Origin of the sequence: Methylococcus mesophilus (assembly GCF_026247885.1) — a bacterium.
In the GTDB taxonomy this organism is placed as follows: domain Bacteria; phylum Pseudomonadota; class Gammaproteobacteria; order Methylococcales; family Methylococcaceae; genus Methylococcus; species Methylococcus mesophilus.
The window spans coordinates 2,548,210-2,573,134 of the sequence record NZ_CP110921.1 but is presented as its reverse complement, the minus strand read 5'-3'; the positions used below and the strand labels follow the sequence as shown (position 1 = coordinate 2,573,134).

22 protein-coding genes are annotated in these 24,925 nt (G+C 63.2%); 4 read left to right on the top strand and 18 right to left on the bottom strand.

Annotation, left to right across the window (positions count from 1 at the left end; genetic code table 11):
- Nucleotide 1: 1 nt before the first annotated feature.
- Together OOT43_RS12210 and hemN are read right to left on the bottom strand one after the other, a co-directional pair.
- Nucleotides 2–1,486, bottom strand: a complete 1,485-nt coding sequence (locus tag OOT43_RS12210; RefSeq protein WP_266020862.1) for a Ni/Fe hydrogenase subunit alpha — start codon at nucleotides 1,484–1,486, stop codon at nucleotides 2–4.
- A 65-nt stretch (nucleotides 1,487–1,551) separates the two neighbouring features.
- Nucleotides 1,552–2,949 carry an oxygen-independent coproporphyrinogen III oxidase gene (gene hemN, locus OOT43_RS12205; protein WP_266020861.1) on the bottom strand — a complete coding sequence of 466 codons (1,398 nt, stop codon included), beginning with the start codon at nucleotides 2,947–2,949 and terminating at the stop codon, nucleotides 1,552–1,554.
- A gap of 95 nt (nucleotides 2,950–3,044) precedes the next feature.
- Here hemN and OOT43_RS12200 point away from each other — a divergent pair, with 95 nt between their 5' ends.
- Together OOT43_RS12200 and OOT43_RS12195 are read left to right on the top strand one after the other, a co-directional pair.
- The gene (locus tag OOT43_RS12200) at nucleotides 3,045–3,482 is read left to right on the top strand and encodes a YkvA family protein (RefSeq protein ID WP_266020860.1); all 438 of its coding nucleotides are present in this window, start codon (nucleotides 3,045–3,047) and stop codon (nucleotides 3,480–3,482) included.
- Entirely contained in the window at nucleotides 3,479–3,964 is a 486-nt protein-coding gene (locus OOT43_RS12195; RefSeq protein ID WP_266020859.1) for a DUF2127 domain-containing protein, read from the top strand. Before OOT43_RS12200 ends, OOT43_RS12195 begins: the two co-directional genes overlap by 4 nt.
- On the opposite strand, the gene OOT43_RS12190 is transcribed toward OOT43_RS12195, so the two are convergent.
- Together OOT43_RS12190 and OOT43_RS12185 are read right to left on the bottom strand one after the other, a co-directional pair.
- Entirely contained in the window at nucleotides 3,937–5,082 is a 1,146-nt protein-coding gene (locus tag OOT43_RS12190; protein ID WP_266020858.1) for a glycosyltransferase, read from the bottom strand. The two genes, OOT43_RS12195 and OOT43_RS12190, sit on opposite strands and share 28 nt — an antisense overlap.
- 68 nt (nucleotides 5,083–5,150) lie before the next feature.
- Nucleotides 5,151–5,609, bottom strand: a complete 459-nt coding sequence (locus OOT43_RS12185; RefSeq protein ID WP_266020857.1) for a GNAT family N-acetyltransferase — start codon at nucleotides 5,607–5,609, stop codon at nucleotides 5,151–5,153.
- Between the two features lie 192 nt (nucleotides 5,610–5,801).
- Between OOT43_RS12185 and OOT43_RS12180 the strand changes: the two genes are divergently transcribed.
- Nucleotides 5,802–6,860 (top strand): AI-2E family transporter, encoded by a 1,059-nt coding sequence (locus tag OOT43_RS12180; protein ID WP_266020856.1) that lies wholly within the window; start codon nucleotides 5,802–5,804, stop codon nucleotides 6,858–6,860.
- Nucleotides 6,861–6,924: 64 nt separating this feature from the next.
- Here OOT43_RS12180 and OOT43_RS12175 read toward each other — a convergent pair whose 3' ends face one another.
- The 9 genes from OOT43_RS12175 to OOT43_RS12135 all read right to left on the bottom strand — a co-directional run bounded on the left by OOT43_RS12175 (nucleotide 6,925) and on the right by OOT43_RS12135 (nucleotide 22,029).
- Nucleotides 6,925–8,631 (bottom strand): S8 family serine peptidase, encoded by a 1,707-nt coding sequence (locus tag OOT43_RS12175; protein ID WP_266024902.1) that lies wholly within the window; start codon nucleotides 8,629–8,631, stop codon nucleotides 6,925–6,927.
- 93 nt (nucleotides 8,632–8,724) lie between these two features.
- Nucleotides 8,725–9,498, bottom strand: a complete 774-nt coding sequence (locus OOT43_RS12170; protein ID WP_266020855.1) for a DNA adenine methylase — start codon at nucleotides 9,496–9,498, stop codon at nucleotides 8,725–8,727.
- A 151-nt stretch (nucleotides 9,499–9,649) separates the two neighbouring features.
- A complete protein-coding gene (locus tag OOT43_RS12165; protein WP_266020854.1) occupies nucleotides 9,650–10,021 on the bottom strand; it encodes a DUF4376 domain-containing protein in 372 nt (123 codons plus the stop codon).
- Nucleotides 10,011–10,415 (bottom strand): hypothetical protein, encoded by a 405-nt coding sequence (locus tag OOT43_RS12160; RefSeq protein ID WP_266020853.1) that lies wholly within the window; start codon nucleotides 10,413–10,415, stop codon nucleotides 10,011–10,013. Before OOT43_RS12160 ends, OOT43_RS12165 begins: the two co-directional genes overlap by 11 nt.
- Before the next feature lie 9 nt (nucleotides 10,416–10,424).
- Nucleotides 10,425–11,525 (bottom strand): hypothetical protein, encoded by a 1,101-nt coding sequence (locus OOT43_RS12155; RefSeq protein WP_266020852.1) that lies wholly within the window; start codon nucleotides 11,523–11,525, stop codon nucleotides 10,425–10,427.
- Nucleotides 11,526–12,269, bottom strand: a complete 744-nt coding sequence (locus OOT43_RS12150) for a hypothetical protein (RefSeq protein WP_266020851.1) — start codon at nucleotides 12,267–12,269, stop codon at nucleotides 11,526–11,528.
- A gap of 13 nt (nucleotides 12,270–12,282) precedes the next feature.
- Nucleotides 12,283–14,799, bottom strand: a complete 2,517-nt coding sequence (locus OOT43_RS12145; RefSeq protein WP_266020850.1) for a hypothetical protein — start codon at nucleotides 14,797–14,799, stop codon at nucleotides 12,283–12,285.
- 21 nt (nucleotides 14,800–14,820) lie between these two features.
- Nucleotides 14,821–15,459: a phage tail fiber protein gene (locus tag OOT43_RS12140; protein ID WP_266020849.1), complete on the bottom strand. Its 639-nt coding sequence runs from the start codon at nucleotides 15,457–15,459 to the stop codon at nucleotides 14,821–14,823.
- Nucleotides 15,460–15,474: 15 nt separating this feature from the next.
- Nucleotides 15,475–22,029, bottom strand: coding sequence for a tape measure protein (locus tag OOT43_RS12135; protein WP_266020848.1), 6,555 nt, complete (start codon nucleotides 22,027–22,029; stop codon nucleotides 15,475–15,477).
- Here OOT43_RS12135 and OOT43_RS12130 point away from each other — a divergent pair, their 5' ends adjacent.
- Entirely contained in the window at nucleotides 22,030–22,176 is a 147-nt protein-coding gene (locus tag OOT43_RS12130; protein WP_266020847.1) for a hypothetical protein, read from the top strand. It abuts the gene before it with no gap.
- Here the strand turns inward: OOT43_RS12130 and OOT43_RS12125 are convergent.
- The 5 genes from OOT43_RS12125 to OOT43_RS12105 form a co-directional block, all read right to left on the bottom strand.
- Entirely contained in the window at nucleotides 22,147–22,458 is a 312-nt protein-coding gene (locus tag OOT43_RS12125; RefSeq protein ID WP_266020846.1) for a DUF1799 domain-containing protein, read from the bottom strand. The genes OOT43_RS12130 and OOT43_RS12125 overlap by 30 nt on opposite strands.
- Before the next feature lie 77 nt (nucleotides 22,459–22,535).
- Nucleotides 22,536–22,946, bottom strand: a complete 411-nt coding sequence (locus tag OOT43_RS12120; RefSeq protein WP_266020845.1) for a phage tail assembly chaperone — start codon at nucleotides 22,944–22,946, stop codon at nucleotides 22,536–22,538.
- Nucleotides 22,947–22,960: 14 nt separating this feature from the next.
- The gene (locus tag OOT43_RS12115) at nucleotides 22,961–24,151 is read right to left on the bottom strand and encodes a hypothetical protein (RefSeq protein WP_266020844.1); all 1,191 of its coding nucleotides are present in this window, start codon (nucleotides 24,149–24,151) and stop codon (nucleotides 22,961–22,963) included.
- Nucleotides 24,148–24,489 carry a hypothetical protein gene (locus OOT43_RS12110; RefSeq protein WP_266020843.1) on the bottom strand — a complete coding sequence of 114 codons (342 nt, stop codon included), beginning with the start codon at nucleotides 24,487–24,489 and terminating at the stop codon, nucleotides 24,148–24,150. Before OOT43_RS12110 ends, OOT43_RS12115 begins: the two co-directional genes overlap by 4 nt.
- A gap of 7 nt (nucleotides 24,490–24,496) precedes the next feature.
- On the bottom strand, nucleotides 24,497–24,925 hold the full coding sequence (locus tag OOT43_RS12105) for a phage tail terminator protein (RefSeq protein ID WP_266020842.1): 429 nt from the start codon (nucleotides 24,923–24,925) through the stop codon (nucleotides 24,497–24,499).

Here is a 24,925-nt window from a genome sequence, read left to right as displayed (position 1 = left end):
CTCAGCGCGATACCGTTCCGTCCGCCCGCTTTTGCAGACGGTCCAGCATCCCGCCGCCGGCGTCCATCAGCTCGATGACCAGCGGCATCTTGCCCAGGGCATGCGTGGCGCAGGACAGGCAGGGGTCGTAGGCGCGGATCGCCACTTCGATGTGGTTCAGCAGCCCTTCCGTGATCGTCTGGCCGTCGAGATATTCGGACGCCACCTGGCGGATAGACTCGTTCATCGCCTGGTTGTTGTGAGTGGTGGAGACGATCAGGTTGGCGCGGGTCACGAGATCGTTTTCATCGACCTGGTAATGGTGGAACAGGGTGCCGCGCGGCGCCTCGATCACGCCGACGCCTTCCGGCTGCCGCTCGCCGTGGACGACGAGGTCGGTGCCCAGCAGCTCCGGGGCGTGCAGCAGTTCGCGGATGCTCTCGGCGCAGTGCAGGGTTTCGATCATCCGGGCCCAGTGGAAGGCCAGCGAGCCGTGCACCGGTCCGCCGGCGCCTTGGGCCAGGAAGTCCTGCCGAGCCTCTTCGGCCAGGGGGGTGGGAATGAAGTCGCAGTTGTTGATGCGGGCCAGCGGTCCGACCCGGTACCAGCCGTTTTCCTTGCCCAGCGCCTCGATGTACGGGAATTTCATGTAGGACCAGGAGCGCACTTCTTCGCGCAGGATGCCGGTGTAGCCCCGGTAGTCGAGCTTGTCGAAGATCGTCCGGCCGGAGGCGTCCTTGGCCCGCAGGCCGCCGTGGTAGATTTCGAAAGCGCCGTCGTCGCGGATCAGCCCCATGAAGTTGGAACGGATCAGGCCGAAGCGCTCGTGATGCTCGCGGTTGGCGAGGTATACTCGGCGGATCAGCGCGAGCGCATTGCGGCACCAGCCGAGGACCGTGTCGATGTCCTGGAGCAGGAAATCCCTTTCCTCCACCGTCAAGGCCTTGTTCATCCCGCCGGGGATGGCGGCGCTGCCGTGGATGCGCTTGCCGGAAATCAGCCGGATCACCTCCTGGCCGTATTTGCGCATGCGGACGCCTTCCAGCCCCACGTCCGGATACTCTTTCAGCACCGCGAAGATGTTGCGGCGACCGGCGGGGCTGTCGAAGCCGAACAGGAGGTCGGGCGTCGCCAGATGGAAGAAATGAAGCGCATGCGATTGCAGGAACTGGCCGAAATGCATCAGCCGGCGCAGCTTCTCCGCGGCAGGCGTGAGCCGGTCGACGCCGACGACCTGGTCGATGGCCTTCGCCGCGGCGAGGTGGTGGCTCACCGGGCAGATGCCGCACAGCCGCTGGACCAGGACCGGCAACTCCCAGTAGGGGCGGCCCTGGATGAAACGCTCGAACCCGCGGAATTCGACGATGTGGAGCCGCGCCTGGCGGACGTGGTTGTCCTCGTCCAACAGCAGGGTGACCTTGCCGTGGCCTTCGACGCGGGTCACCGGGTCGATGACCACGCGCTTCAGGCTCTCGGGATTCTCGGCGGTCTCGAGATGATCATACATCGTTCACACCTTCGGGCTTCGGGATGGCCCGATGATACCACCCCGAAGTGTGGCGCAATCGAGCGTCAGATGACCTTGGAATAGGCCCGCCGCTCCTGGTCCTGGCGCAGGTAGCGGTCGAACGCCATGGCGATGTTGCGGATCAGCAGGCGCCCCTTGGGGGTGACCGTGAGCCGGTCAGGCCCCAGCGCCAGCAGTCCGTCCGCGGCCATCGGTTCGAGGTCGCCGAGTTCGGCGGCGAAGTAGCGGGCGAAGTCAACCCCGTGTTGCTGCCCGAGCCGGGCGAAGTCCAGTTCGAACTGGCACATCAGGGCCTGGATCACGGCGCGCCGGAGCAGGTCGTCGTCATCGCATTCCAGTCCGCGCATGATGGGCAGCACGCCCTGGTCGAGCCGGGCGTAGTAGTCCTCCAGGGTGCGGAAATTCTGGCTGTAGGTCGGCCCGACCTTGCCGATGGCGGTGACGCCCATGGCGACCATGTCGCAGTCGGCGTGGGTCGAGTAGCCCTGGAAGTTGCGCTGGAGACGGCCTTCGCGCTGGGCCAGGTTCAGCTCGTTATCCGCCTTGGCGAAATGATCCATGCCGATGTAGACGTAGCCAGCACCGGTCAGGTGGGCGATCGCATTTTGCAGGATTTCCAGCTTGGCGTCGGCGCTGGGCAGGTCTTCGTCGCGGATCTGGCGCTGTGGCTTGAACAGATGCGGCAGGTGGGCGTAGTTGTAGAGCGAAATCCGGTCCGGATCGGCGGCCAGGATGCGGTCCAGGGTGTGGCGGAAGCCGCTCACCGTCTGCTTGGGCAGGCCGTAGATCAGGTCGATGCTGACCGAGCAGAAACCTTCGGTGCGGGCGGCGTTGAGGACGCGCAGCGTCTCCTCTTCGCTCTGGATGCGGTTGACGGCCTTTTGCACCTCCGGGTCGAAGTCCTGCACCCCTAAGCTCATCCGGTTGAAGCCGATTTCGCGCAGCAGGGCGATGGTGGCCTCGTCCACTTTGCGCGGGTCGATCTCGATCGAATATTCGCCCTCGGCCAGCTCGAAATGCCCGCGCGTCGCTCCCATCAGCCGGCGCATCTGTTCGTGGTTCAGGAAGGTCGGCGTGCCGCCGCCCCAGTGCAGCTGGCGCACCTCGCGATGCCGCCCCAGGTGTCTCGCCTGCAGTTCGATTTCCTTTTCCAGGTAGTCGATGTACTTGCCGGCGTGCTCGCGGTTGGCGGTAACGATCTTGTTGCAGGCGCAGTAGAAGCAGACCGTCTGGCAGAAGGGGATGTGGAAATACAGCGACAGCGGCGAAGGATTCGCCTCGGCCGCGCGCCGGTGCAGCCATTCCTCGTAGCGGGCGGCGTTGAAGCCGGGCACGAAGCGGTCGGCGGTGGGATAGGAGGTGTAGCGCGGCCCGCTGCGGTCGTATTTGCGGATCAGCGCGGGATCCCATTCCACGCGCAGGCCGGTGTTCTGGTCGTTCATCGGGGGTAGAATCTGGAAAAACCTAAGTGGCGGGGAACGATGCTCCTGGGCTCAGGCCTTGTCAAGCCGAGACCGCCGCGTAAGAGGGCACACCGATGATACTCACCGAAAAGACCGTTCAGGACAGTGTGGCGTTCGCCAAGGCCCGATCCAAGGCGAACGAATACGCCGGCGATCCCGGAAAGCTGTCGTCGCTGCTGGACAAGGCTTCCAAGAAGGCCGAGGCGAAGAAGGGGCCACTGAGCGAGGTGCGGGATTCGCTCATGGCCTGCCTGCGGCTGCTCAGAGCCTGTGCCCAGAAGCGGTACTCCCTGCCCTGGCAGAGCCTCAGCCTGATCGTCGCCGCCGTGGTCTATTTCGCCATGCCGGTCGATCTGATCCCGGATTTCATCCTGAGCCTCGGGTTCGCCGACGACGCCGCCCTCCTGGCCTGGACCTTCAGGCAGGTGAAGTCCGACCTCGAAGATTTCCGCCGCTGGGAACTCGAACAGGCGGAGGCCGCGGCGCCGGGCGATGCGGCGGAGGCTTCGTGACGCCGGGCATGCACGGTGTCCGCGTCGTCGCCGCAATGGAAGCCGCCAAGGGGATCGTCGTACTCCTGGCCGGCTTCGGGGTGGTCGAGCTGTTGCATCACGGGCTGGAGCCCGTCGTCGACGAACTGGTGCGGCATACCCACCTCAACCTGGCCAGCCGTTATCCCCGGATTTTTCTCGATCTGCTGGGCAACCTGTCGGACCGGCGGCTCTGGGCGCTGGCCGCCCTGGCGTTCGGCTATGCCGCGCTGCGCTTCATCGAGGCCTATGGCTTGTGGCGCGAGCGGCGCTGGGCCGAATGGTTCGGCGTGGCCAGCGGCGGTATCTACATTCCTTTCGAGCTCTACGAACTGGCCGAAGGCGTGTCCTGGCTCAAGCTCTCGACCCTGGGCATCAATCTGGCCGTGGTCGGCTATCTGGGCTATGCGCTGTGGCTGAGCGGCCGATTGCCGCCTCAGCCGGCTTCCTCTTCGCTCGAGTAGATACGTCCCTTCCAGCGGCTGCGCTCGCCGCGCCGGTAGCGCAGCGCCGAACTCCAGGTCATGGCCAGATAAGCTCCCGCGACGACCGGCATCAGCAACCCCCAGGCCGCGCTTCTGCCATAGAAGCGCAGGGTGGGTATATAAGTGCCCGCCATCAGCAACACCGCCCATCCGGCGGCAAGCGTTACCCCGTATCCGGATGCGAACAGGCCCGCCGCCGGCAGCCAGAACAGGATCAGCATGAGCAGCGTGCACAGCGCCAGCAGCCAGACCGAATAGCGCAACTGGGTGAACGCGGTGCGGGCGACCATGTCCCACACATCGGCCAATGTATCGTAGCGGCGCAGGCTCACCACCGAGCGCGACAGCCCGATCCAGGTCCTCGCACCCGTCGCCTTCACCTTTTTCGCCAGGGTGCAGTCGTCGATGAGTGCGCCGTGGATCGCGGCAAACCCGCCGATACGCTCCAGCAGCCGGGTTTCCAGCATGATGCAGCCGCCCGCCGCCGCGGCGAAGCGGCGGTCCGGCGAGTTGGCGAGGGCGAAGGGGTACAGCATCTTGAAGAAATAGACGAAGGCCGGCATCAGCAGCCTTTCCCAGAAGTTCTCCATCCGCAGCGAGGCCATCAGGGAGGCGAACTGGATGCCGTCGCAGCGCATCTTTTCCCGCAGCGTGCCCAGGACGCCCGGCTGCAGCACGATATCCGCATCCAGCAGTACCGTATATTCGGTGCCGACCCGGGCCACGCCCTGTTTCAGCGCCCACAGCTTGCCGCTCCAGCCCGGCGGCAGCGACTCGTTCCGCAGGACGGTGAGGGCCAGCCCTTCCACGCGCCCGGCCGCCTCGCCGGTGCCGTCCGTCGAACCGTCGTCGACCAGCACCACGCGCAGACCGCTGCCCTGATTCTTGAGCGCGGCCAGGGTTTGCCCGATCACCTCGGCCTCGTCCCGCGCTGGGATCACCACCGTCACATCGTCGAGATCGTAGAAATGCCCGCCGGATACGGTTCGCAGCACTTCACGGTTGAGCCAGGGGCGCCACGGAAGCGCCAGGATGACGCTCCAAAGCGCCGCGGAAATGAAAACGAGTCCTCCGAAAACCGAATCTGCAGTGTCCATACTTTCCCAGTCGTTCAAGAAGCGCGGGAGTTTCCACGGATGCCGGGGGAAACGCAACCGACCTGGGTTCAACCCGCGTCGCGCAGCATCTTCCGCAAGCCGACCAGCGCCGTCCGCTCCCAGCCCAGCCGGTCATAGAAGGCCAACGCCGGCTCGTTCGCCCGGTCCGCCAGGAGCTGCAAGCGGGTGAGGCCGGAGTCGGCCGCCCAGCGCTCGATTTCGCCCAGCAGCCGCTGCCCGATGCCTTTCCCGCGGACGTCCTGCGCCACCACCATGTCTTCGACCAGCCCCACCCGGCCGCCCTCGGCAGTGGAAATCAGCGTCTGTACCGAACACATGCCGATCACCCGGCCCTCGACTTCCGCCACCAGCACCCGGTCCGCGCCGCTCCCGATCAACAGCGTTAGCCCCTGGCGCTGGCGGTCCCGATCGAAGGCGAAATCCGCCTCGATCGAGAACAGGGTGCCGAGCAGTTCCGCCATCGCTTCGACGTCACGCGTCTCGGCGGGCCTGATCATAATGTCCATGGTTTTACCTTCAGTGAACTTGAGAAAATGGGTCTCGAGCCGACCGGGGATGGGCCGCCCGCCCGTGGCCGGCGGGAGTTCCGGCCGCATGGCCGGACCGCCAGGACGGACGGCTGCGAAGACACGGCCTCGAATCGAAACCTTAAAGGAGCCTTGCAAATGAACACAAGTGAAACCGTGGCGTCCGACGGAATGCTGGAAAAAATGATCTCGCACAAGCTGATAGATCTGTTCATCAGGGTTGGGCTGATAGGTTTTCTGGTCATTTATTGCTATCAGATATTCAAGCCATTTATCGGCTTGATGCTGTGGTCCGTCATACTGGCGGTGGCGTTTCATCCCATGCAGGTCTCGTTGGCCCGCAGAATGGGGGACAAGCAGGGCCGTGCCGCGACTGTCCTGGTACTAGTGATACTCCTGTGCGTGCTGATCCCCACTGCGCTTCTTGCCATATCCTTCGCGGATTCGGCGACCGACCTGGTACGGCAGGTCCGGGACGGCAGCCTCAAAGTGCCGGCTCCCCGCGCTTTTGTTGCGGAATGGCCTTTGCTGGGAGACAAACTGTACGCGCTTTGGTCGGCCGCATACGATGATGTCGGTGCCGTGGCCGCGAAATTCGAGCCCAAGATTCGCACCGTCACCAAAGAGATATTGGGTTACGCGGCCAGTGCAGGCTCCGCGGTATTGAAGTTCCTGGTTTCCCTGGTGCTTGCGGGCGTCTGGATGGCCTATGCCTCGTCCGGCCACGCGGCGGCTAGAGCCATCGCCAACCGGATGGCGGGTCCCGAGCAAGGGGATGCCCTGGTCAGGCTTTCGACGACGACCATTCGCGCCGTGGCGCAAGGCGTGATTGGCATCGCCTGCATTCAGGCGCTGTTGCTGGGTGCCGGCTTTATCCTGGTCGGCGTTCCAGCCGCGGGGATTCTGGCATTATTGGTTTTGCTGCTGGGTATCATGCAAGTTCCAGCCCTTTTGATATCGCTGCCGACGGTCATTTATGTCTTCATGACCAACGACTCCACAATCGTGGCGATAATGTTCGCTATCTATACAATCGTTGCCGGTTCTGTCGATAACATACTCAAGCCCTTCATGCTTGGGCGGGGCGTGGACGCCCCGATGCCGGTGATTCTGCTGGGCGCCCTCGGCGGCATGGCGACCGGCGGCATCATCGGCCTGTTTCTGGGGTCCGTCATGCTGGCGTTGGGGTATCAGTTATTCATGGCTTGGGTATATAGCGACAACAAATGAGCGGGACATGCTAAACCGTATATGTCACATCCCGGACGAACCTATTCATCCGGAACACAAACCGTTACCGCACCGGCTGAAATTTCGCTTTGACCGATTTGGCCTTTTGCACCTTTACCCGGCAGGGTTTTCTCCCGGTGCAGCCGCTCCCCGACCAGCCTTTGAACTTGTAGCCTTCCGCCGGAGTCGCGGTCAGGAGGACCTTGGCACCTTTCGGGACCGCAGCTGTACAGGTTTCCTGGCAGGCGAGGCCGCCGTTGTCGGCGACGACTCGTCCGCCGCCTTGGAGCACGACGGTCAAGGGTGCGCCCACTACGAAATTCGCGGAGACGTTCCTGGCGGCGTCCATGGCGATGGAACACGATCCCATCCCCTGGCAATCGCCCGACCAGCCGGTGAAAGCGACGTAGGTGCCGCCGATGGCTGTAAGCACGACGGGAGCCTTGTCCGGAAACTCCGCGGCGCAGGTGGTGCCGCAGTCGATACCGGCGGGTTCGCTGGTGACCCGGCCCGTGGCGTCGCCGGTCAGGGCGACCGTCAATGGATGTGTCTGGACGAACGTTGAAACCACGGACTGATCCGAGTTCATCGTAAGCGTACAGGCGCCGCCGCTGGCGGAACATGCGCCTCCCCACCCGCTGAACCGATGGCCGGCTCCAGCCGTTGCGGTCAGGGTGACCGTCGCTCCATCGTCAAAGTTCGCGTTGCAAGCGGTACCGCAATCGATGCCGGACGGTTCGCTGGTGACGGTGCCGGAGCCGGTCCGGTTCACGGTCAGCGACCGGGGTACGGCTCCCAGGGCAGCTAGCGCTTGATCGACCTGAATGCGTGGTTTGGCCGTTTGCGGGGCGGAGGCTCGGTCATCGGCGATCACAACGCCAGTGCTCTTGAGGGCCTCCTCGATTTGAGCCACGGTCGCGTTCGGCAGGCGGGAGCGGATCGCCGCGAAGGCGCCGGCGACATGGGGCGTGGCCATGGAAGTGCCGTTCAGTGATTGGTACGCGCTATCCGGAACGGACGAAACGATGCCGGAGCCGGGGCCCAGCAGGTCGACCATCGAAGCCATGTTGGAAAACCAGGAAATGCCGTCCTGCTTGGTGGAGGATCCCACCGTCACCGCCGTCGAAATGCAGCCGGGACTCGCCACCGCATCGACATAGCCTTCGTTGCCTGCGGCGATGACCGTGGCCACTCCCGCCGAGCGCAGGTTGTCCACGATCGGCTTCAAGGGGTGGCCGTCGCAGTAGCCTGTGTATTTGCCGCCGCCGAGGCTGAGGTTCACCGACGCGACCTTGGCTTCGCCGGACAGGACGGCGAGGTTGCCGTAGACCCAGTTGAGGCCCGCGAGGACGTCCGAGGTATACGCAAGTACGCATGGGGAGCGGTTATTGCAAAGGGTGTTGTCGTCGACGCGGGTGAACACCTGAACGGCAACGATGCCGCCTTCCTTGGCGATGCCATTGGCCGCTTGGCCGGTGCCGGCGGTATCCCGGCCGGCGGCGATTCCTGCCACATGGGTGCCGTGGATGCAGATATTTCCCGAAGCCTCGACGCAGGCCGAAGTCGTGGGATCGGCAGCGCCTGGCCCGGTTTGGCTGAGCGTGCCGTTCGGGCAGAGCGACCGGTTCTTGTTCGCGCCGTTGGAAAAGCATGCTTCGGCAACGACTTTTCCGCTCAGAAAAGGGTGGTCTGCTTGTACGCCGGTATCGATCACGGCAACCGCTTGCCCCTTGCCGGTGGCGGCGACGACATAGGTGAAGCCGCGCGCGATAAACGAACACGAAATTGTGAGATAAATCGTCCATGACGATTTTGCGCGTGGGGAAACATAATAACCTCATGAGCAACGCATGTGCCGCGTAGATCATGCCCAGCTCCGAATGATCAGTTCACCGCTCGATCCGCGGGATCGCTTACCGCCACCGACTGAGTAACAGAGCTCGGCGTGTTTCGTCGGCAGCCCTTCGAATGCCGCCCGCATCTCTGGGATATCGTTCACCGAGATAACCATCCGTCCCTCGATCGTCCGAGCCAGCTCCGCCATACGGACGTAATTCTCCAACCCGAACTCCACCCCGTAACCTTCCGTGCTCCAATAGGGCGGGTCGAGATAGAACAGTGTGTGCGTCCGGTCGTAGCGGCGGATGCACTCCTCCCACGGCAGATGCTCGATGGTGGTTCGTGACAGCCGCAGGTGTGCCGCCGACAGCTCCTCCTCGAGCCGTAGCAGGTTAAGCCGCGGCGCCGACGTGGTCGACGTGCCGAAAGTCCTGGACTCCACCTTGCCGCCGAACGCCAGCTTCTGCAGATAGAAGAACCGGGCCGCCCGCTGGATGTCGGTCAGTGTTTCCTCGGGCGTGGCCTTCATCCATTCATAGATCTGCCGGGACGTCAGCGCCCACTTGAACTGGCGGACGAACTCCTCGAGGTGATGCTGCACCACCCGGTACAGGGTGACCAGCTCGCCGTTTATGTCGTTGATAACCTCGCACTTGGCCGGCTCCTTCAGGAAAAACAGTGCCGCCGCACCGCAGAACGGCTCGACATAGCACTCATGAGGCGGGAACAAAGGAAGGATATGCCGCGCCAGACGACGCTTGCCGCCGATCCAGGGGACGATAGGTTTCGCATTTTGCATAGGACGCAAGCCTCTTTCAGAAACGTTAGAAATCCACTAGGCTTGCCACACCGAGTGGCCATTCGGTGGCAGCCTTGGGTTGGCTTGCAGGTATACGCTGCGGGTCAGCTGGCTGGCCGGGTGTTCGTAGCACTCGGCCAGTCGCTGTCTTTCAAAGCATCAAATCCGCATCGATAGACGCCGGATTGTCGCTGGTCTCGATCTCATCCTTCCTGCTCCAGGACTGGGTATAAATCTGGTTCACCCGTGCGAGGAGACCGCCGGCGAAGCGCTTGAACGTCTCGGCGTCCATCGGCACGTTGACATTGTTCTGATCGCGCCACGCGAACCCGTCCGGTAGGTCAACGCCGGCGCCTATGGCGGCCAGCACCGCGGTCATGTTGGCGATCGACTGCGGATCGGTGGCGAAAATGGCGCCCTCGAACGCATAGCCTTCGGCCAGGCGCTCTGCGCGTTTTGCATTGACCTGGTCCTGCTTCAGCCGCCGCAGCTCCGGCAGCGGCAGGGTGGCCTTAAACCGCATGAATTACGACCTCCGCTTGCCGGTAGGGGAACGCCTCGATCTCCAGCTGATAGTCTCCCGGCATATCGGCTTGGAACTCGAATTCTCCGTCGTCGATGGTCATTACCTGAAGTCCGTGGGGGCCGGACACCCTGATTGATGCTGGGATTGGAAGGCACGTCATGCGGGCGGTATCCGCTCCGTCGGCAGTGATCGTGTCCGTGTCGAGCACGTAGGGCATCGGCGGGCGAGGCGTCAGTATGCCGTTCACGGAATACTCTGTCCGACTGTCTCCGGAACCCTCTTCGAGGTGCGTGTTGTACAAATCCCTGGCCGCATCGGTGTCGGGAATCGACACTACAGAGAGGATTTCTCCGGTGCGAGTAGCAACGCGGCGATATTGCTTGTTTGGCATCTCTTTCTCCTACTTCGAAAATTCCATAACCAGAATGGCGTACCGAAGCGGCATCGTGTCCGTGCCGTTGGCCCTGGCATCATGCCGAAAGCCGATGTAATAGGTTCGGCCCGCAGTCCCAGGCGCTACGTCGTAATACATCATGGGCGCTAATGCGATGCCCGGCATGGTGATGTAAGTTGGCGCATTGTCTTTTTGCACTTGCCCGCCAAGGATTTCGTTCGTGGCTTGGTCGGTCAGTGTCTGCGAATTCACGCCGACGACGACATTGACGTACCCCGGCTTGTCGGCTTGCCGAGTGCCGTCGCCGTATTGTGCGAACGCGAATACAACTATGGATGTTCGGTAGGCATTGGCAGACACGGCGACATTGGTCCAGATGCACCCGGACGCTCCCGCTGTCCAATTTCCAGCCGCCACGTATGGCGCGTTTGAGTTGCCAACGGTCCCCCACTGCGAGTGCAGGGCGCCTGCCGTGATGTAATTCGCCCCGATGATTCCGGCGGCAATCAATGCCGGAATGTTCCCTGCGACGATCTGGCTGATGGTCGCAAACGAGCCTTGCCCGGTAATTGCTGCGGCCGTGTTATACGCCGTGACATCGGATACGGGCACCCAGAGTGAACCGTTGTAGGTGTAGAACGTTTTGGTGCTGCTGTCCTGCCACAAATCTCCCGCGTTTGCGCCGGAGGGAGCGACCGTCGATGGAGGCCAGATGATGTTCTTCGAGGCGACCGGCACCCAGGCCGAACCGTTGTAGGTGTAGAACACGCCGGTATTGCTGTTTTGCCACATGTCTCCCGACTGCACTCCCGATGAGGGCGCGGACGTCGAGGGGGGCCAGATCTTGTTATGCGTCGCATCCGCTGGCGGTTTTGTGCCGGTGACGTTGCCATAATCGACGCTTGGCGCCGCATTTTCCGGCCCCGGCGCGCTTTGCGACGGGTGCCAGGCGCTGGACTGGCCGTGGGTGTCCAGGTCCCGGTACCAGCTCGCGCGGGCGGCGATGCTGCCGGTCGGCATGGCGGCGATGGCGGTATAGCCAGCGCCGGGCGTATCCCGCCGCACCAGGAATCCGGTTGCATTTTCCCGGTAGAGTGCAAGCGCCATCTACAGCAGCTCCGAAAATTCCACGCCCACCGTATGGGCGTTGAGGTACGGATCCTCGATCTCGCTGAGTTCGCGCATCCTGCAGAACATGTTGCGCTGCGCCTGGTAGGTCGTATCGTCCGGATCGGCGATCAGGAGATACTCGCGGTGGATGCCCTGCGACCGCATCATCGGCAGCAGCACACCCCAGGCATCGGCATCGGGCAGAAAATCGAACCGGCCGCGGAACACCCGGCGATTCGGCTTGACGTTGAAATCCTCGTAGCCGCTCAGGGACTCGGCCACCTCCGTTTTACTCTCGATCCGGAGTGAGGCGCCCCATTCAATGTTGTTCTCAGGAGCCGGCTGCATGCCGGCGCCGAGAAAAATCCGCGAGAGTTCCGGATTGGCCGACGTCCCCGTTAGAGTTAACCGCCAATAGGGGGCGACAACGGCCACGGGCAGTGCCCGCAGGTAGGAGGTGTCGGCGTAGGTCGGCAGCACCGTCGTGTCGTAGGCGACGGTCGAGAAATCACTCGCGGACGAGCCCTGCAGCCGTATCGTAGCCGCGTTGTGGTTTTTGATCCCAAACGTCCGAATGGCCGCGTCGGGCACCCCGAGATTGATATCGATCACACCAGTCAGTCCGGTCGCGCGCGCCTTGCTGCCGGCATAACGGTTCTGCAGGTTGCTCAGCGGATAACTCGTCTGCCAGCCCGGACCGCTCAGCGTGGCGATGTCGATCAGATTGGCGTAGCCGATCACGATAGGCTGCATGTCATCCCCACAGGATCAGGTCGAGGCGGTTGCGTTGGAAGTCCGGCTGGGTCATTACGACGATCATGTTGCGGCCGGCGGGATAGCCGCATTTGGCGGATACGATCGTCACCTCGCTGCCGAGATCGATGAGGTCCATCCAGTCATTCGGGGCTGCGACCGTCAGCCCCAGGGTGTCGCGTCGGCCGTCGAACAGGCTGCGACGGCGGACGGCTTCGGCCTGGGTCTGGCTGATGCCGTTCGCGACGCTGGCAAATGTTGCGTCCTGAGAGAGCAATCGGGTCGTTTTCACTGCAGTGCTGGTCGACGATTGGTCGCGCGTCGCCTTCTCCCACCAGGCCGCCCGGTCCGCCGCGACGATGCCGGCCAGGTTCGCCTTGTCCTGTACGGCATAGTTGGCATCGCCCTGGAGGGTGACCTGCCAGAGCGCCCGCTGGCTGGACTGCACAGGGTCGTATTCGAGGATATGGTCGTCGGTAATCGTGGCCACAGCGGTACCGGTCGGCGCATCCAGGCGGCGCAGGCGGAACCTGTTCAATGCGTCGAATCCCCACCACGCCCCAACCGATCCCAGCGTCCGGTCGATGAGGATGTCAACGTTCTCGCCATCTTCTGTCTGAACGCCGACTGACCCGCAGTTGACGGCATCGAGGTCGAGAAAATCCTGCGCCATCCAGTCGGCCGATCCATAGCCCCGCATTTGCAGCATGCGCTGGGTGACGCCGGCCGCGGATATCTGGGTGTAATCCCACCGCTCGGCGACGCAGGCGGCCAGGGTACCGAACGGCTTGGAGCCGAGTTTGATGAGCCCGGCCGGCGCATAAGTGGAAAACGATCCGGCCGCGACCGCGGCGCTTTCAAACGTCGACTGCTGACCGGCGGTGTAGTCGGTACCGCGGGTGAGATAAGCGCCCGAATCGAAGATGTTGATGATGGCATCCACTGCACCATCGTTGACCTGGTAGATCAGGCGGGAGGTGTTGACCAGCACCGGCTGCAGCGCGGCGATCCGACCGAAAATGAGCGGCTTGCGCTTGCCCTTGAGGTCGTCGGCGGTACCGTCCAGGCCATTGGGGAGCGCGTTGGTGCCGCCGTAGGTATTGGTCTGCAGCGGCGTTTTCAGGGTCTCGGCCCGATCGCGCAGTCGGACCGTGACGCGATTGCGCTCGAAGCTCGCGTTGTCGATCGTCGCTCTAAGCCGAGTGACGAACGTGCCATAGCCCGCACCGGCATCGCCCACCTTAAGCGTCAGTTCGTAACCGTCATAGTAGTAGTCCCGCAGCGGATCGAGCGCGCCACTGGCGTTGACCAGGGTCAGCGCGCCATAACTGGCCGACACGTGCCCGCCGGCGACATCGGCCGGGATTTCCCGCCGGATCGTCGCCGGTTGCTCGATCAGCGGCGGATAGAACGTGCCGGCATCGTCGTAGCCATCCGCCCCCGAGCTGTAGCGCAAGGTGCGGATACCCGGCAAGGCCGGGTCATAGCAGGTGATCTCGGCGAGGTAGATGCGCTGGGACGCGGGCGGGATGAAGACTCGGCCGATGGTGAGGGCCGCGGTTGCCTCCGCATTGCCCGACAGCACGGCTGCCAAGGCGATCTCGGTAGTCAGTCCCGCGTAGGCTTGAGAGATTCCGGAGAGGGCCGCGGAGAAACGGATTTGCGTGGTGAAGTCCGCCGTCAGCGAGGACTGCCCGGCGCAGCTGGCGCTGAGCGGGATCTGGGTGGACAAATCTGCAGCGGTCCAGGCATTGCCCTGCAAATTCGCGCTGCAAGCGATGCCGGTCGATAGATCAGCGGTGAGAGCGGATTGACCCCAAAGGTCGGCCGACAGGGCCACCGAGAAGAAGCCCGAAAACGCTGACTCGGAGACCAGGGCAGCCTGAAGCGGAATCGAGGTCGAGAGCGTCGCTGCCAAGCCTCCGAACGCCTGCAGATCACTCTGAAACGTTATCGACGTGGAGAGATCGGCAAGGACGAACGATTCACTGCTGAGGTAAGCGGCGAGATCGATTTGGGGCGTGTAGTCGATCGTGAGCGCGATGTCATCGACCGACGCCGTGGTGGTAAACGTCGACGAGTTAACCGCGAGCTCGATGCCGAACCCGGTCGCATTGACGTCTGCCCCGGTCAGCCCGGTGGTTCCCCACAGATCGGACGAGCTGCCGTAGGTAGCTATGCCGTCGGAGGTCGGCCATTTGGTTGCGACGGCCTTGTTGCTGCCGATTGCGGCGGAGCCGGAATAGAGGTAAAGCCGGGTGTCGTATACCGAGTTGATCGCCGACCCTTTGCGTTCGATCGTCAGCGTAAATCCGTTGATGATCGCACCGGCGGGGATGACGCTGGCGAAATTGAAGTTGGTGCAGCGCAGCCACTGGGATTCGCCGGGCGAGGTGCCGACATTCGCCGTGGCATAGGCATTATCCGACGCGCCGGCATTGCCGGGATTGGACCATGCGACCGATCCAGCCCCGGTCGCTGATACGATCGTGCCCGGGCGTAGGGTTACGCTTGCCACTGCGACGCCGCCGACTCAGGGCTAGTTGTCTTCCAGGATCGTGAGGGCGCCCGCAGCAAACGCCGGCGCTGGGTCGCCGTTGTTGATCGTTTTCGGCGTCGTCATGTAACCCCAATACAGCAGGTTGCCTGCGCTCGCCGCATCGTAAATGCCGATCGCGGCGACTACGCCCCAAGAGGCTGACGGCGTCCCGAACGTGATGGCGTTCTGGTTGCTCGTTGAGCCTCCGGCACCCGTGGACGCCCCGGATGCCGTGCCTTGGGTGTTCAGCCAATTGGCTGTGGCCGAAGGGTTATTGGCGACTCGCGCGTAGCCGCCGGCAGAAACCTCCAGAGCGGTGAGCGCATTGGCGTCAAATTGCGACGACTGCTCGGTGAACACGGCGGTGCCGTCCGTGATGACCTCGTTGGCGGTGCCGGGATACAGGGTGCCCTGAGCGGCAGCCGTGCTGCCAGCCGTGGTGCACTTATAGATATGGGTTTTGCCGTCGTTGGCCGTGAGCCATACGTAGTCTGTAGTGACGTATGCGGTCGAGTTGGCGCGCTGCCCCTTGTTCACAGTGAACAGCGCCACCGCCATGACAGCGGGAGCCGTAAAGGGTGTCGCTTTGAACATGTGATCGATGATCTTATTTTCCAGGTAATTCGACTTCGTTGCCATGGGTGTCTCCGGTGGTTATGACGCGTATCTCGACCGGCGCTCAATTTCTTCCAAGCGCGCCAGCATTTGGTTCATCACTGCGAGCAACTGCGAGAATCCCGCGCTTTGCACGTTGACCCCGGCTTTCGACTCACGGCGGATCGATTCCAGCGCTTCTTTCAAGCCCTTGAGTTCGGTGCCGGATTGGTTGGCTTCGATGCGGCTGAGGCGATCCTCGATCTGGGCGGTTTGGCGGGATACGGTGGGCCTGGTCGGCGGCTGATAGCCGACGGAGGGCATGTCTACCGCCTGCGGCGCGGCGGTCGGCTTGAGCATCAGGCTTTGGACGGCCGCGGCGGCGTTCGGCCATGTTGGCGGCAGGTCGAGGATGTTGGCGTAGGCGCCGTGGGCGTCGTTGGCCGCCGAGAACATCGATAGCAGCTGGCGCGGGTCGAACGGCAGGCCGCCGAGCATCTGGTTGATTTGGTCATCCGGACTCGCGGCGGAGCCGCTCCCACTCACGGCGGCGAGGATCCGCGCGGTTTCGTCCGCGGTGTGGACGTAGCCGGGGCGGTTGAAATTGATCAGCTCCGGGCCGAGTTCGCCGACGAGAGCGAGACCGCCGCGATAATGGCCGCCGGCTGCATGATGCGGCGGCATGCGGGGATCGCCCGAGCCGCCCGCGGTCGAGGACGTTGGCTCGTATACGCCCGGATCGGGGTCAGGCGGCGCGGTGACGTTGACGCCCTGGCTACGCAGCCACTCGACAAGTGACCCGATCACCGTCGTATTGGCGCCGACGACACCCGCGAGCGAGTCGAGGAACGTCTGATATTGCTTGGCGGCGGCGTCGTAGGCGGCGACCAGGTCCTTATCCAGCAATTCAAGCTGGGTGATCGTGTCCTTCTTTAGCGCCTGCACGTCCGGACGCGAGTCCAGATCCTGGGCCTTCTTGATCTCGGCTGCCGATGCGGTCTGGATCGCTTTGATCTGTGCTTCGGCATTCGCCTTCATTGCGGCGATGCTGTCTTTCGACGCATCCTGCATCGCCTTGATGCGTTCCTGGGACTCTTTCTGCGCCTCCTTGATCTGATCCTGCGCTGAGGACTGAACGGCTTTGATCTGATCCTGGACGGCCTTCTGGGCAGCCTTGTTTTCTTCGGATTGTTGTTTGCGCAACTCCTTGAGCTGGGATTCGACGCTGTCGGGGCTGGTGACGTTGGTATTGCCCAGCGCCGTGGCATCAGATTGGATCTGGCCATAGACCTGACCATAACCCGCGCTGCTGGCGTAGTAGTCCTTAGCGGCACTTTTATAGGCTTCGGCGTCCTGCTGATAGCGAGCGGCCGCTTCAGCATCGCCCGCCTTCGCCTTGGCCAGCGTGTCTTCGTACTGATTTTTGGCCGCGTTCAGCCGGGCCTCGGGCGACAGCGGCGAATCCGCTGCCGTTTGCAGCGATTTCGCGTAGTCGGCAATTCCTTTGATGGCGTTTTTGAGCTGATTCGCGGTCTGCAGCTGCTCGTTGAGCGCGTCCATCGCCGCCTGCTGGGCTTCCTGGCGCGCCTCGGCAGCGGCATCGGCCTGTTGGTTGATCGCATCGATCTGAGCCTGGCTGGCGGCGTTGATCGCTTCGATCCGGGCATTCAGCGCCGCGTTCTCGGCTTCGATCGCGGCATTCAGGCGCTCGTTTTCGGCCTCGATCTGGGCGTTCAGCGTTTCATTGATCGCTTCGATGTCCGCTTGCGATTTCGCCTGGATCGCTTCGACTTCTTTCTGTACCGCCTGCTGAATCAGCGCCAGCTCGGCGTTATACCGAGCCATTACCGCCGATTGCACGCCCTGAATCAGAGCGATTTCCCGGCTGATGTCGGTACCGCCGCCGGCCCGGTAGTCGGCGAGCTTCTGCTTGGCCTTGTCGACGTTCTGCACCGCCAGATCGGCGACGGCCTGGGGCCCTCGAAGCTCGGCGATCTGCTGAGCAATCGCCTGGCGGGCGGATTCGATACCGGAGACCATGTTTTCCCAGACATCCTTCATGGTCTGGATGATGGCTTTGCTGGTCACCGACATGTCGGTGCCGTAGGCCTTGGCGTCCGCAACCCAGCCTTTGAAATTGTCCATGTAGCCCTGGAAGGCCGCGGTCCACTGGTCGATCGTCCCGGCGATCTGCCCCTGACTCCGGGCGAAATCGTCGGCGGCTTTCTTACGCGCCTGATCCCCCGCCTCGTACACCGCCACCACCGATCTACCGGTCGCAATAGCATCGGCAACCAGGGCCTGCTCGCGGTCCGCGATCGCCTGCAATCGTTCGGCGGCGTCGCCGATCGGGGCGTTGCCGGCGAATTCCTCGAGCGCCTTGCTCCAATCCTTATTTACTTGGTCTGCCGCCTTATGCTCTAGATCCGCTAGCTCACTCAGGGAGAGCCCCAGCGCATCGGCGCCGGCCCGTGCTTGCTCGAAGAATTCATGGTTGGCTTTGTCGCGCTCGGCAAAGCCCGCGGTGACGGTCACACCGGCGCGCGATTTGGCCTCGTCCAGGTAGGCTTTGCGCTGCTGCTCGATGTATTGCTGCTTTGCCGCATCGATATCCACCTGCCCGATACCCAAGGCATCGGTCGAATCGCGCCCGTTCTCCAGCCGCTTGATTTCCTTAGCCAGCTTCTTCGGGTTCTTGATGGTGGCCTGGGCTTCGTCGATCTGTTTCTGCCAGTAGGCATCCCAGCCGGCCTGCCATTGCGCCAGCATTTCCGGATTGCCGGCCAGCTCGGGGTTGTTGAGCTGGTTGAGGAGCCCTTTGGCTTCCTTCTGGTCGGACTTCGTCAATGAGACGAAATCGCCGTAATTCAGCAGGTTTTTGCCCCGTTGAGCCTCCGCTTTGTTCTGCTTCGCGAGTTCGGTGACGTTGTTGCGCTGGTCCTGGGCAATCTGGTCGAAGCTCTGCATGTCGTTGAAGACCTTCGAGCCGATCGATTGCGGCTTGCCGAGCAGCTGATTGACGCGGTCTTGCGTGTTGTATTCCGCTGCCTTCAGGAATTGGTCGACCTTCTTGTGCACGTCGTCGACCGACACGCCGAATTTCTTGGCGATGTCCTCCATCTGCTGGAACGACTGCACCAGCTTGGCGAACGCATCGGTGTTTGGCGTCAGCTCGCCGAGGAAGGTGCGCAGCGCGCCGGCCTCCTTCATATTGCCGAAGAAGGTCTCGGCGCTGCCGCCGGACAGGTCCAGGGATTTGCCGATCACTTTGAAGGAGGAAGCGCCGGCCGCATATTTGCGCACGTCCTCCGCTGCCTTGATGTTGTCGCCGAACGCTTGGAGGTCACCCGACAGCATCACCACCGCTTTCGTCAGCGGGTCGGCCATCTGGCTCGTGACGGCCGGTTGCTGAAACAGCCGCATGACGCCGATGCTGACCGCCTGGGCCATGTATTTATTGGCCTCTGAATCAGCTTTCATCCGGGCCGAATAGAGCCCCGGTATCTGCATGCCGAAATAGCCTTCATGCTGCCGCATGTTGAGATTGAAGGCGGGCAGGCGGACGGCCAGCGTCTTTTCGAGATCCGTCAGAGGCTGGAACAGTTTGGTGGCGAAATTCCCCAGAAAGGCAAGATTGCCGCCATTGCGCTCCGCTTGCTTATTCAGGGTCCAGCTATCGTTCTGCCAGGAATACTGGGCCGTGGCGTCGGGCTGTCCCTTTTTGATTGAGGACATCACCGCGGCCATGATCGCGGCCACGATTGCGCCAATACCAGTCGAGGCAAGCGCCGCTTCGATGGAGCCCGCCGCCATCTCCATGCCAATCGTGGCGCCAGCATAGCCAGCCATTCCGCCTATGGCCCCGCCGACCATGCCGCCTTCACGGCCGTAGGTGTATTGACCGCCGATCGCATTGCCGATCAGATAGCCCGTCCCTAATCCTCCGATACCCGCACCGGCATAGCCGAGCGCGGTGCTGGCCCAGCCGGGGCCGCCCAGCCAACTGCTTGCCGTACCTGCCGCCCGTGTCCCGGCGCCGGCGGCATCCACGACGGCCACCGGCATGGCCTTGCCGCCACCGGTCGAGACGAACATATCGCCGACGTTGGCCCAGTTCGCAACGGCCGCCCCGGTATTGACGATCCCACCCACCGAAGGCGCGGCAGCGGCTTCCGAACCACCGAACCAGCTGCCGACGGAGCCTATCAGCCCACCGATAGAGCCAGTCCCCGACGAGCCGCCCGTGAAGAACCGCATCACCACGCTTTGCAGCAATTGCGACGCCATCTGCTGCAACATCCGGCTGAACTGCTGCCCCATGTTCGCCGTGGCGGAGCCGAACGGGTCGAAGAACATCGAGGTGAAGCTGCCCATCATGTTCTGGGCGATGCCACCCAAATCGGACAGCATGGACTGGCCGGTCTGGGTCATCTCGCTCATCATCTGGTTGGCCGACTCGGTGTGGGCCATTGCGGCTGCAGTCGCCGCGGCCTCCTCCTCGCCCATGCCCTGGGTCACGTCATAGACCGCGCTCAGGTAGGCTTTCATCCTGGCCAGGGCTTCGGGTCCGTAGCCGGCCTCGTGCGCAGCCTGAAGTTGAGCCAGGATAGCGAGCTGCTTCTGCTCTTCGGCCTGGGCGCTTTGCAGGGCCTGGGCGTTCGTCTCTTCTTTCCGCCGGATCGCCTCGGCGATGTCGTTCTGGGTTTTGAGTTCGAGCTGCTTGATCCGCTCGGCGCCTTCGTAGGCCTGGCGTTCTTCGACCAGCTGCTTGGCCAGCTTGGACCGTTCGTCCGCCTCTTTGCCGATCAGCCCGATGGAAGCCTTGCGCGCGGCTTGCTCGGCCTCGCTGGCGCCGGTGGTGTCCTGGATGTTCTGGAGCTGGTCTTTCAGCGACTGGATGAACTTGTCGCTGGCTTCGATCGCGTTCTGATGCTCGGTCGCCGCCTTTTTGACCGTGCTGGCTTCCTCGGACAGGGCCTTGTTGTGGACCTTGGTGGCTTCGGCGTTGGCCTTCTTGGCCGCGATCGTGTCCAGCTCCTGCGTGACGTAGGCCTCGAGCGCCTTGCCGCTGAATCCGTGAAGGACACCTTCGAGGCGCAAGGCATCCGTCTGCTGGCCGTGAGCTTCGAGCCAGCGGACCTTGGACTGGATGTCTTCGCGCTCGGTGGCCGTGTATTTCTTGACAGCATCGGCGGCGCCCGCCATGGCTTGTCCGGATTGCACGGCCGCCTGTCCGGCGCTGGATGCGCTTTTCGCCAGGGCATCCGCCTCGGCGCGGGCGGCGGCTAATTCCTTCTGCCATTTGGCCACGTCCATCGCGGTCGCACCGAACAGACCCGATGAATCCGGACCAGCCATGACCAGGTCGCGGACGTTCATCTGCGCTTCCAGCAGCGATTGCGCTTTCATCGCCGCCTGTTGCTGCGCCATGAACTCGTGGAGAGCGATACCTCCCGTGGTGATTGCCGCCGCCGCGATACCCCACGGGCCGCCCAACGCGGACACCGCAACGCCCAGCGTGCGGGTTGCCAACGTGGCGCCTTCTGCCGCGATCACATAACTGCCAATCGCCTGGACGGCTTTGACCGCCAGCACCGCCGTGATGACTTCGCCGACATGGATAGCCGCATCGGCGATATCATCAAAATCCCCGGCGATACCACTGATGGCGTCCGCCACTTGCCGGCTGGCGCCGGCCGCCTGGTCGGCTTTGCCGATGTATTGCTCCCAGGCATTTGACATCTGCTGCACCGCGCCGCCGATGGTGTTGGGCATCGTGGCGGCTTCGGCTTTGAGCTGTTCGGAGGCCGCGATGATGGCGTCGAACAGTTGCGTGTTGCTGATCAGCCCGTCCGACATCTTTTGCTTGAGGTCCCCCATGCTGCCGCCCAATTGCTTGGCGACGGCATCCACCAGCCGCATGTTGGTGTCGGCGAGCTGGCCGAAGTCCTCCCACTGCACCGTGGAGGAGGCCAGGGACTGGGACAGCTGGGTGATGGTGGAGGATTGCTCCGCTGCGCTGGCGCCGGAAGTCTTCAGGCTGGCGTTGACGCCTTCGATGACCTTGATCAGGTCGGCCTGGCTCTTGCCGGCATCGCGCGCCGCAGGGGCAATGCGGGAGTACAGCTTGGCGTTGTCGTCGAGGGCAGTGCTGTAGCGCTGGGAAATGGCGAACACCTGCGCCTGCGCCTTGGCATATTCCAGTTCGCTTTGGGTGGCGAGCTTGAGGCGGGCGGATAGGTTGGCGTAGCGGTCGGCCACATCGGCCAGTTCCCGGCCAGCGCCGAGCGCCGCCTGGGCGGTGATGAATTCGAGAAACTGGCGCTTGGCCGTCGCCAGCTGCGTGCTGATGGAATCCAGGCCCTGGCGGGTCTTACCGTAAGCGGCATCGATCCGGCCGGCGGATTCGTTGGCAGCCGAACCAACGCGCTTGAAGCCGTTCTCGACTTCGGCGATGCCGGTTTCGACTTTCTTGTATGATGCGTCGATACGGCTGGCGGATTCGCTGGCGGCCGAGCCGATGCGCTTGAATCCGCTTTCGACCTTCTCAACCCCGACCAGCGCTCCTTTCTCGTCGAGATTGAGTTTGATGCCAACTACGATAGGGCCGGCCATATGTCCGTAATCAGTCTGATGGTGCTGGGCTTTCTGCTATTTGCGCTGGGGTGGCTGAAATACGGCGCCGGCGTGGCGATGGTAGGGGCCGCTATCGTTGTGGTTTTCGCTCTGACGTCATTCGTCCGCCTGTTCTCCGGCCGTTGAGACAACCGCCGGCGGATGGAACACGGCCAGTGCCGCCGCTTCCATCACCTGAATGCCGGCGAAGATCTGGCGGGCCGCCTCGCCTTCGTGCCCGAGGTTGCGAATCACCACTTCCACGTCTGAATAGTTCAAACCGAGCCAGATCGCGGGGCCGCCGAGGGGTGGAAATTCCCGCTGCCACCGGGTTCGGCAGGCGAGGAACGCCATCACCGTGTCCCAGTTGTCCTCCATGACATAGAAGTCGGTATCCGCCGGCGCCGCTTCCTCTTGTGCCTGCGTCAAACCGAAGCCTTCCATGTCGTCCTGGAAGGCTTGATCGGGCTGGTCGCCGCCTCGCGCCCAGTGCTCGGCGGCCTCGATCAGTTTCCCAGTGCGGCGCCGCCCCGGTTGGCTTTCTGGAACTCCTCCGTAATCTTGTCGTAGGCTTTCGGCACGGCGTTCAGCAAAGCGCGGACATTGTCGAAGGTGAATGCCGCGTCGGTACCGTCGTCCGCCTGAACCTCCTTCCACCCGACCGCCAGGCGCAGGACGTGGTTGGCGTGCATATCAAGCACCGCGGCGGTCAGCGCCGGCCCGCTGAGCTCTTCGAGCAGCTTGGCGTCTTCCCCCAGGGCAGCGTAGGCGGCGCCGATCTCTTCAACCGTCATACGGTGATAGAGCAGCGTGATCTGGTGATTGACCGGGGTGCCGGCCTCGTTACAGACCGGGAGCAGCACCTTGCGGGCGATGGGCTTGTCGAGTGCTTCCTGGGTACCGAGCTTGAATGCCATGGGGTCATGTCTCCTTAGCGGCAGGTGTAGTAGAGTTCGTCGTTGCCGAGGACCGGCATACAATCGAACGGGATGTTGTTAATCGAGATGCCCTCGTCGTCGCCGTCATCGGCGTCGGTCGGGTCAGCCTTCGGCACGTCGAGACGGACTGAGCCATTGTTGGTGTCGGGCTGCTCAATGCCGATCGGGCCGGTCGTGCTGCCGGTGACGATGGCCCAGATGTCCTGCTCGGCCACCAGGGTGGCGTCGAGCGTGATCGAGCCGGTGGACTCCCGATCCGTACTGTTGATGCCCTGGAAACCCACCACGCTGCGGTATTTGGGCTTGTGGCCCAGATCGAGCGAGAACTTGCCCATCTGCAGGCCGGTAGCGCCGCCGGTGAACTGCTTCCCGAAGAATTGGCCGTAGGTGCGGCCGAAACCGACCTCCCAGGGATCGACCCAGTTGGTCGTCACCACGCTGGCTTCCGAGGCGTCCGCCACGCCGCCGTAGAGCCCGAACATCTCGAACTCAATGAAGCCGGTGTCCTTCGACGAGGCATCCCACTTGGCGTTGCCACGGCAGCCGAGCAGCTTGTGCCGGACTTTGTTGCCCGTGTAGTAGTAGAACGTCGCCGCTTCCATGGTTCCGAGGTCGCTGATCGGGTTGTAGCGGGCGAAGGGATCGATCGATACCGCCGAGGTGCCGTCCGGCACGGTGGCCAAGGGACGGTCGAGCGTCAGGATCTTCGAGACGCCGTCGTAGGCGATGCCAGAGGCGGCCTGACCGCTGCCGAGTCCGCCGGTGATCCGGCTCTTGGCGCCGATGTAGGCACCGTTGATGGCGGAGGCCGCTGCCGGCAGCTTGAGCGTGGTGGCGGTGGAGCCTGCTTGTAAGGTGCCGGTCACCGCAGCCGCCAGTAAGGTCTCGGCCATGCCGCAGGCCCGCAGGATGAACCCATAGGGCGGTGCCTGGCCCGGCGTCAGCGCCGAGACCATGTCTACCTTGAAGGTGATCGAGCGGTACAGTTCGGTGCGGACATTGCGACCGATACCGAGGAAACCCCGGATGTAATTGATCCTCTTCTGGTTGCCCAGGACCGGCTTGATGCTCAGGTCGGTGACCCGGATCGCATTGACCGCGCCGGTGGGGTTGGCGTCGACGCCATAGGTGGATTCGAGTTTGCCGACCAGGACTCGGTTGTTGCGGGTGATTTGGCCACTCATGCTGCGCCTCCGTCAGTCGGATCGGTCTCGGCTCGTTTGCCGCGCCGGCCAGGCCGGTCCGTTGAGGTGTCGTTCACGGTCGCTGACGGGTCCTGCGCGGCTTCGAGGGACGCCGGATCCGCGGCAACTGGATCAGCGGTCACCGGCGCCGGCGCGTCGGACACAGTCGCCGCTTCGGCAGCCGCAGCCTGTTCCTCCGAGGCCGAACCGTCCGAGAAGGCAACAACCGGCACGAATTCCGGGGCCATCTGGATGCGTTCCTCGGCCAGTTCGATCTGATCGGTTTCCGGGTTCAGGGTGTAACTGCCGCCCTTGCCGAAATGTTCACTCGTGTGCATCACGTCCTCACTTGGTGATGTAGTGGTTCGATTGCCAGAGGTGCAGCCACAGCACCCAGCCGTCGGTGCCGCCGACCATTTGGCCGGATCGGTAGGTGAGTTCCGCGTAACCCGGCGCCGGGATGAAGCCCAAGAGCTTCGGTTCCACGGCCTGGCCGAGCGCTTCGACCTTGAGCAGTGCGGCTTCCCCGCGGCGGTCGCTGACGTCGTAGCAGCCGAGGACGACGCCGTAGCGGTCGGTCACCCGTTGCCGGATGCCACCGGCCGACAGTGTGTTATTCCCGGCGTCGTCACCCGGCGAAATCACCCAGGCCCATCGCGGGCCTTTCCCGCTGTTCAGCTCGGTCAGGATCTGACGGACGCTGCCGGCGATCTCGACCCGGCCGGTAAGTTCCGGCACGGTCTGGAGCTGGGCGACGACGGGTGAGATTTGCAT

What these genes read in the sequence shown, in the direction of transcription:
- OOT43_RS12210 (WP_266020862.1), bottom strand. Translation starts at nt 1,486, where the DNA reads ATGTATGATCATCTCGAGACCGCCGAGAATCCCGAGAGCCTGAAGCGC.
- hemN (WP_266020861.1), bottom strand. Translation starts at nt 2,949, where the DNA reads ATGAACGACCAGAACACCGGCCTGCGCGTGGAATGGGATCCCGCGCTG.
- OOT43_RS12200 (WP_266020860.1), top strand. Translation starts at nt 3,045, where the DNA reads ATGATACTCACCGAAAAGACCGTTCAGGACAGTGTGGCGTTCGCCAAG.
- OOT43_RS12190 (WP_266020858.1), bottom strand. Translation starts at nt 5,082, where the DNA reads ATGGACACTGCAGATTCGGTTTTCGGAGGACTCGTTTTCATTTCCGCG.
- OOT43_RS12185 (WP_266020857.1), bottom strand. Translation starts at nt 5,609, where the DNA reads ATGGACATTATGATCAGGCCCGCCGAGACGCGTGACGTCGAAGCGATG.
- OOT43_RS12180 (WP_266020856.1), top strand. Translation starts at nt 5,802, where the DNA reads ATGCTGGAAAAAATGATCTCGCACAAGCTGATAGATCTGTTCATCAGG.
- OOT43_RS12170 (WP_266020855.1), bottom strand. Translation starts at nt 9,498, where the DNA reads ATGCAAAATGCGAAACCTATCGTCCCCTGGATCGGCGGCAAGCGTCGT.
- OOT43_RS12165 (WP_266020854.1), bottom strand. Translation starts at nt 10,021, where the DNA reads ATGCGGTTTAAGGCCACCCTGCCGCTGCCGGAGCTGCGGCGGCTGAAG.
- OOT43_RS12160 (WP_266020853.1), bottom strand. Translation starts at nt 10,415, where the DNA reads ATGCCAAACAAGCAATATCGCCGCGTTGCTACTCGCACCGGAGAAATC.
- OOT43_RS12155 (WP_266020852.1), bottom strand. Translation starts at nt 11,525, where the DNA reads ATGGCGCTTGCACTCTACCGGGAAAATGCAACCGGATTCCTGGTGCGG.
- OOT43_RS12140 (WP_266020849.1), bottom strand. Translation starts at nt 15,459, where the DNA reads ATGGCAACGAAGTCGAATTACCTGGAAAATAAGATCATCGATCACATG.
- OOT43_RS12135 (WP_266020848.1), bottom strand. Translation starts at nt 22,029, where the DNA reads ATGGCCGGCCCTATCGTAGTTGGCATCAAACTCAATCTCGACGAGAAA.
- OOT43_RS12130 (WP_266020847.1), top strand. Translation starts at nt 22,030, where the DNA reads ATGTCCGTAATCAGTCTGATGGTGCTGGGCTTTCTGCTATTTGCGCTG.
- OOT43_RS12120 (WP_266020845.1), bottom strand. Translation starts at nt 22,946, where the DNA reads ATGGCATTCAAGCTCGGTACCCAGGAAGCACTCGACAAGCCCATCGCC.
- OOT43_RS12115 (WP_266020844.1), bottom strand. Translation starts at nt 24,151, where the DNA reads ATGAGTGGCCAAATCACCCGCAACAACCGAGTCCTGGTCGGCAAACTC.
- OOT43_RS12110 (WP_266020843.1), bottom strand. Translation starts at nt 24,489, where the DNA reads ATGCACACGAGTGAACATTTCGGCAAGGGCGGCAGTTACACCCTGAAC.
- OOT43_RS12105 (WP_266020842.1), bottom strand. Translation starts at nt 24,925, where the DNA reads ATGCAAATCTCACCCGTCGTCGCCCAGCTCCAGACCGTGCCGGAACTT.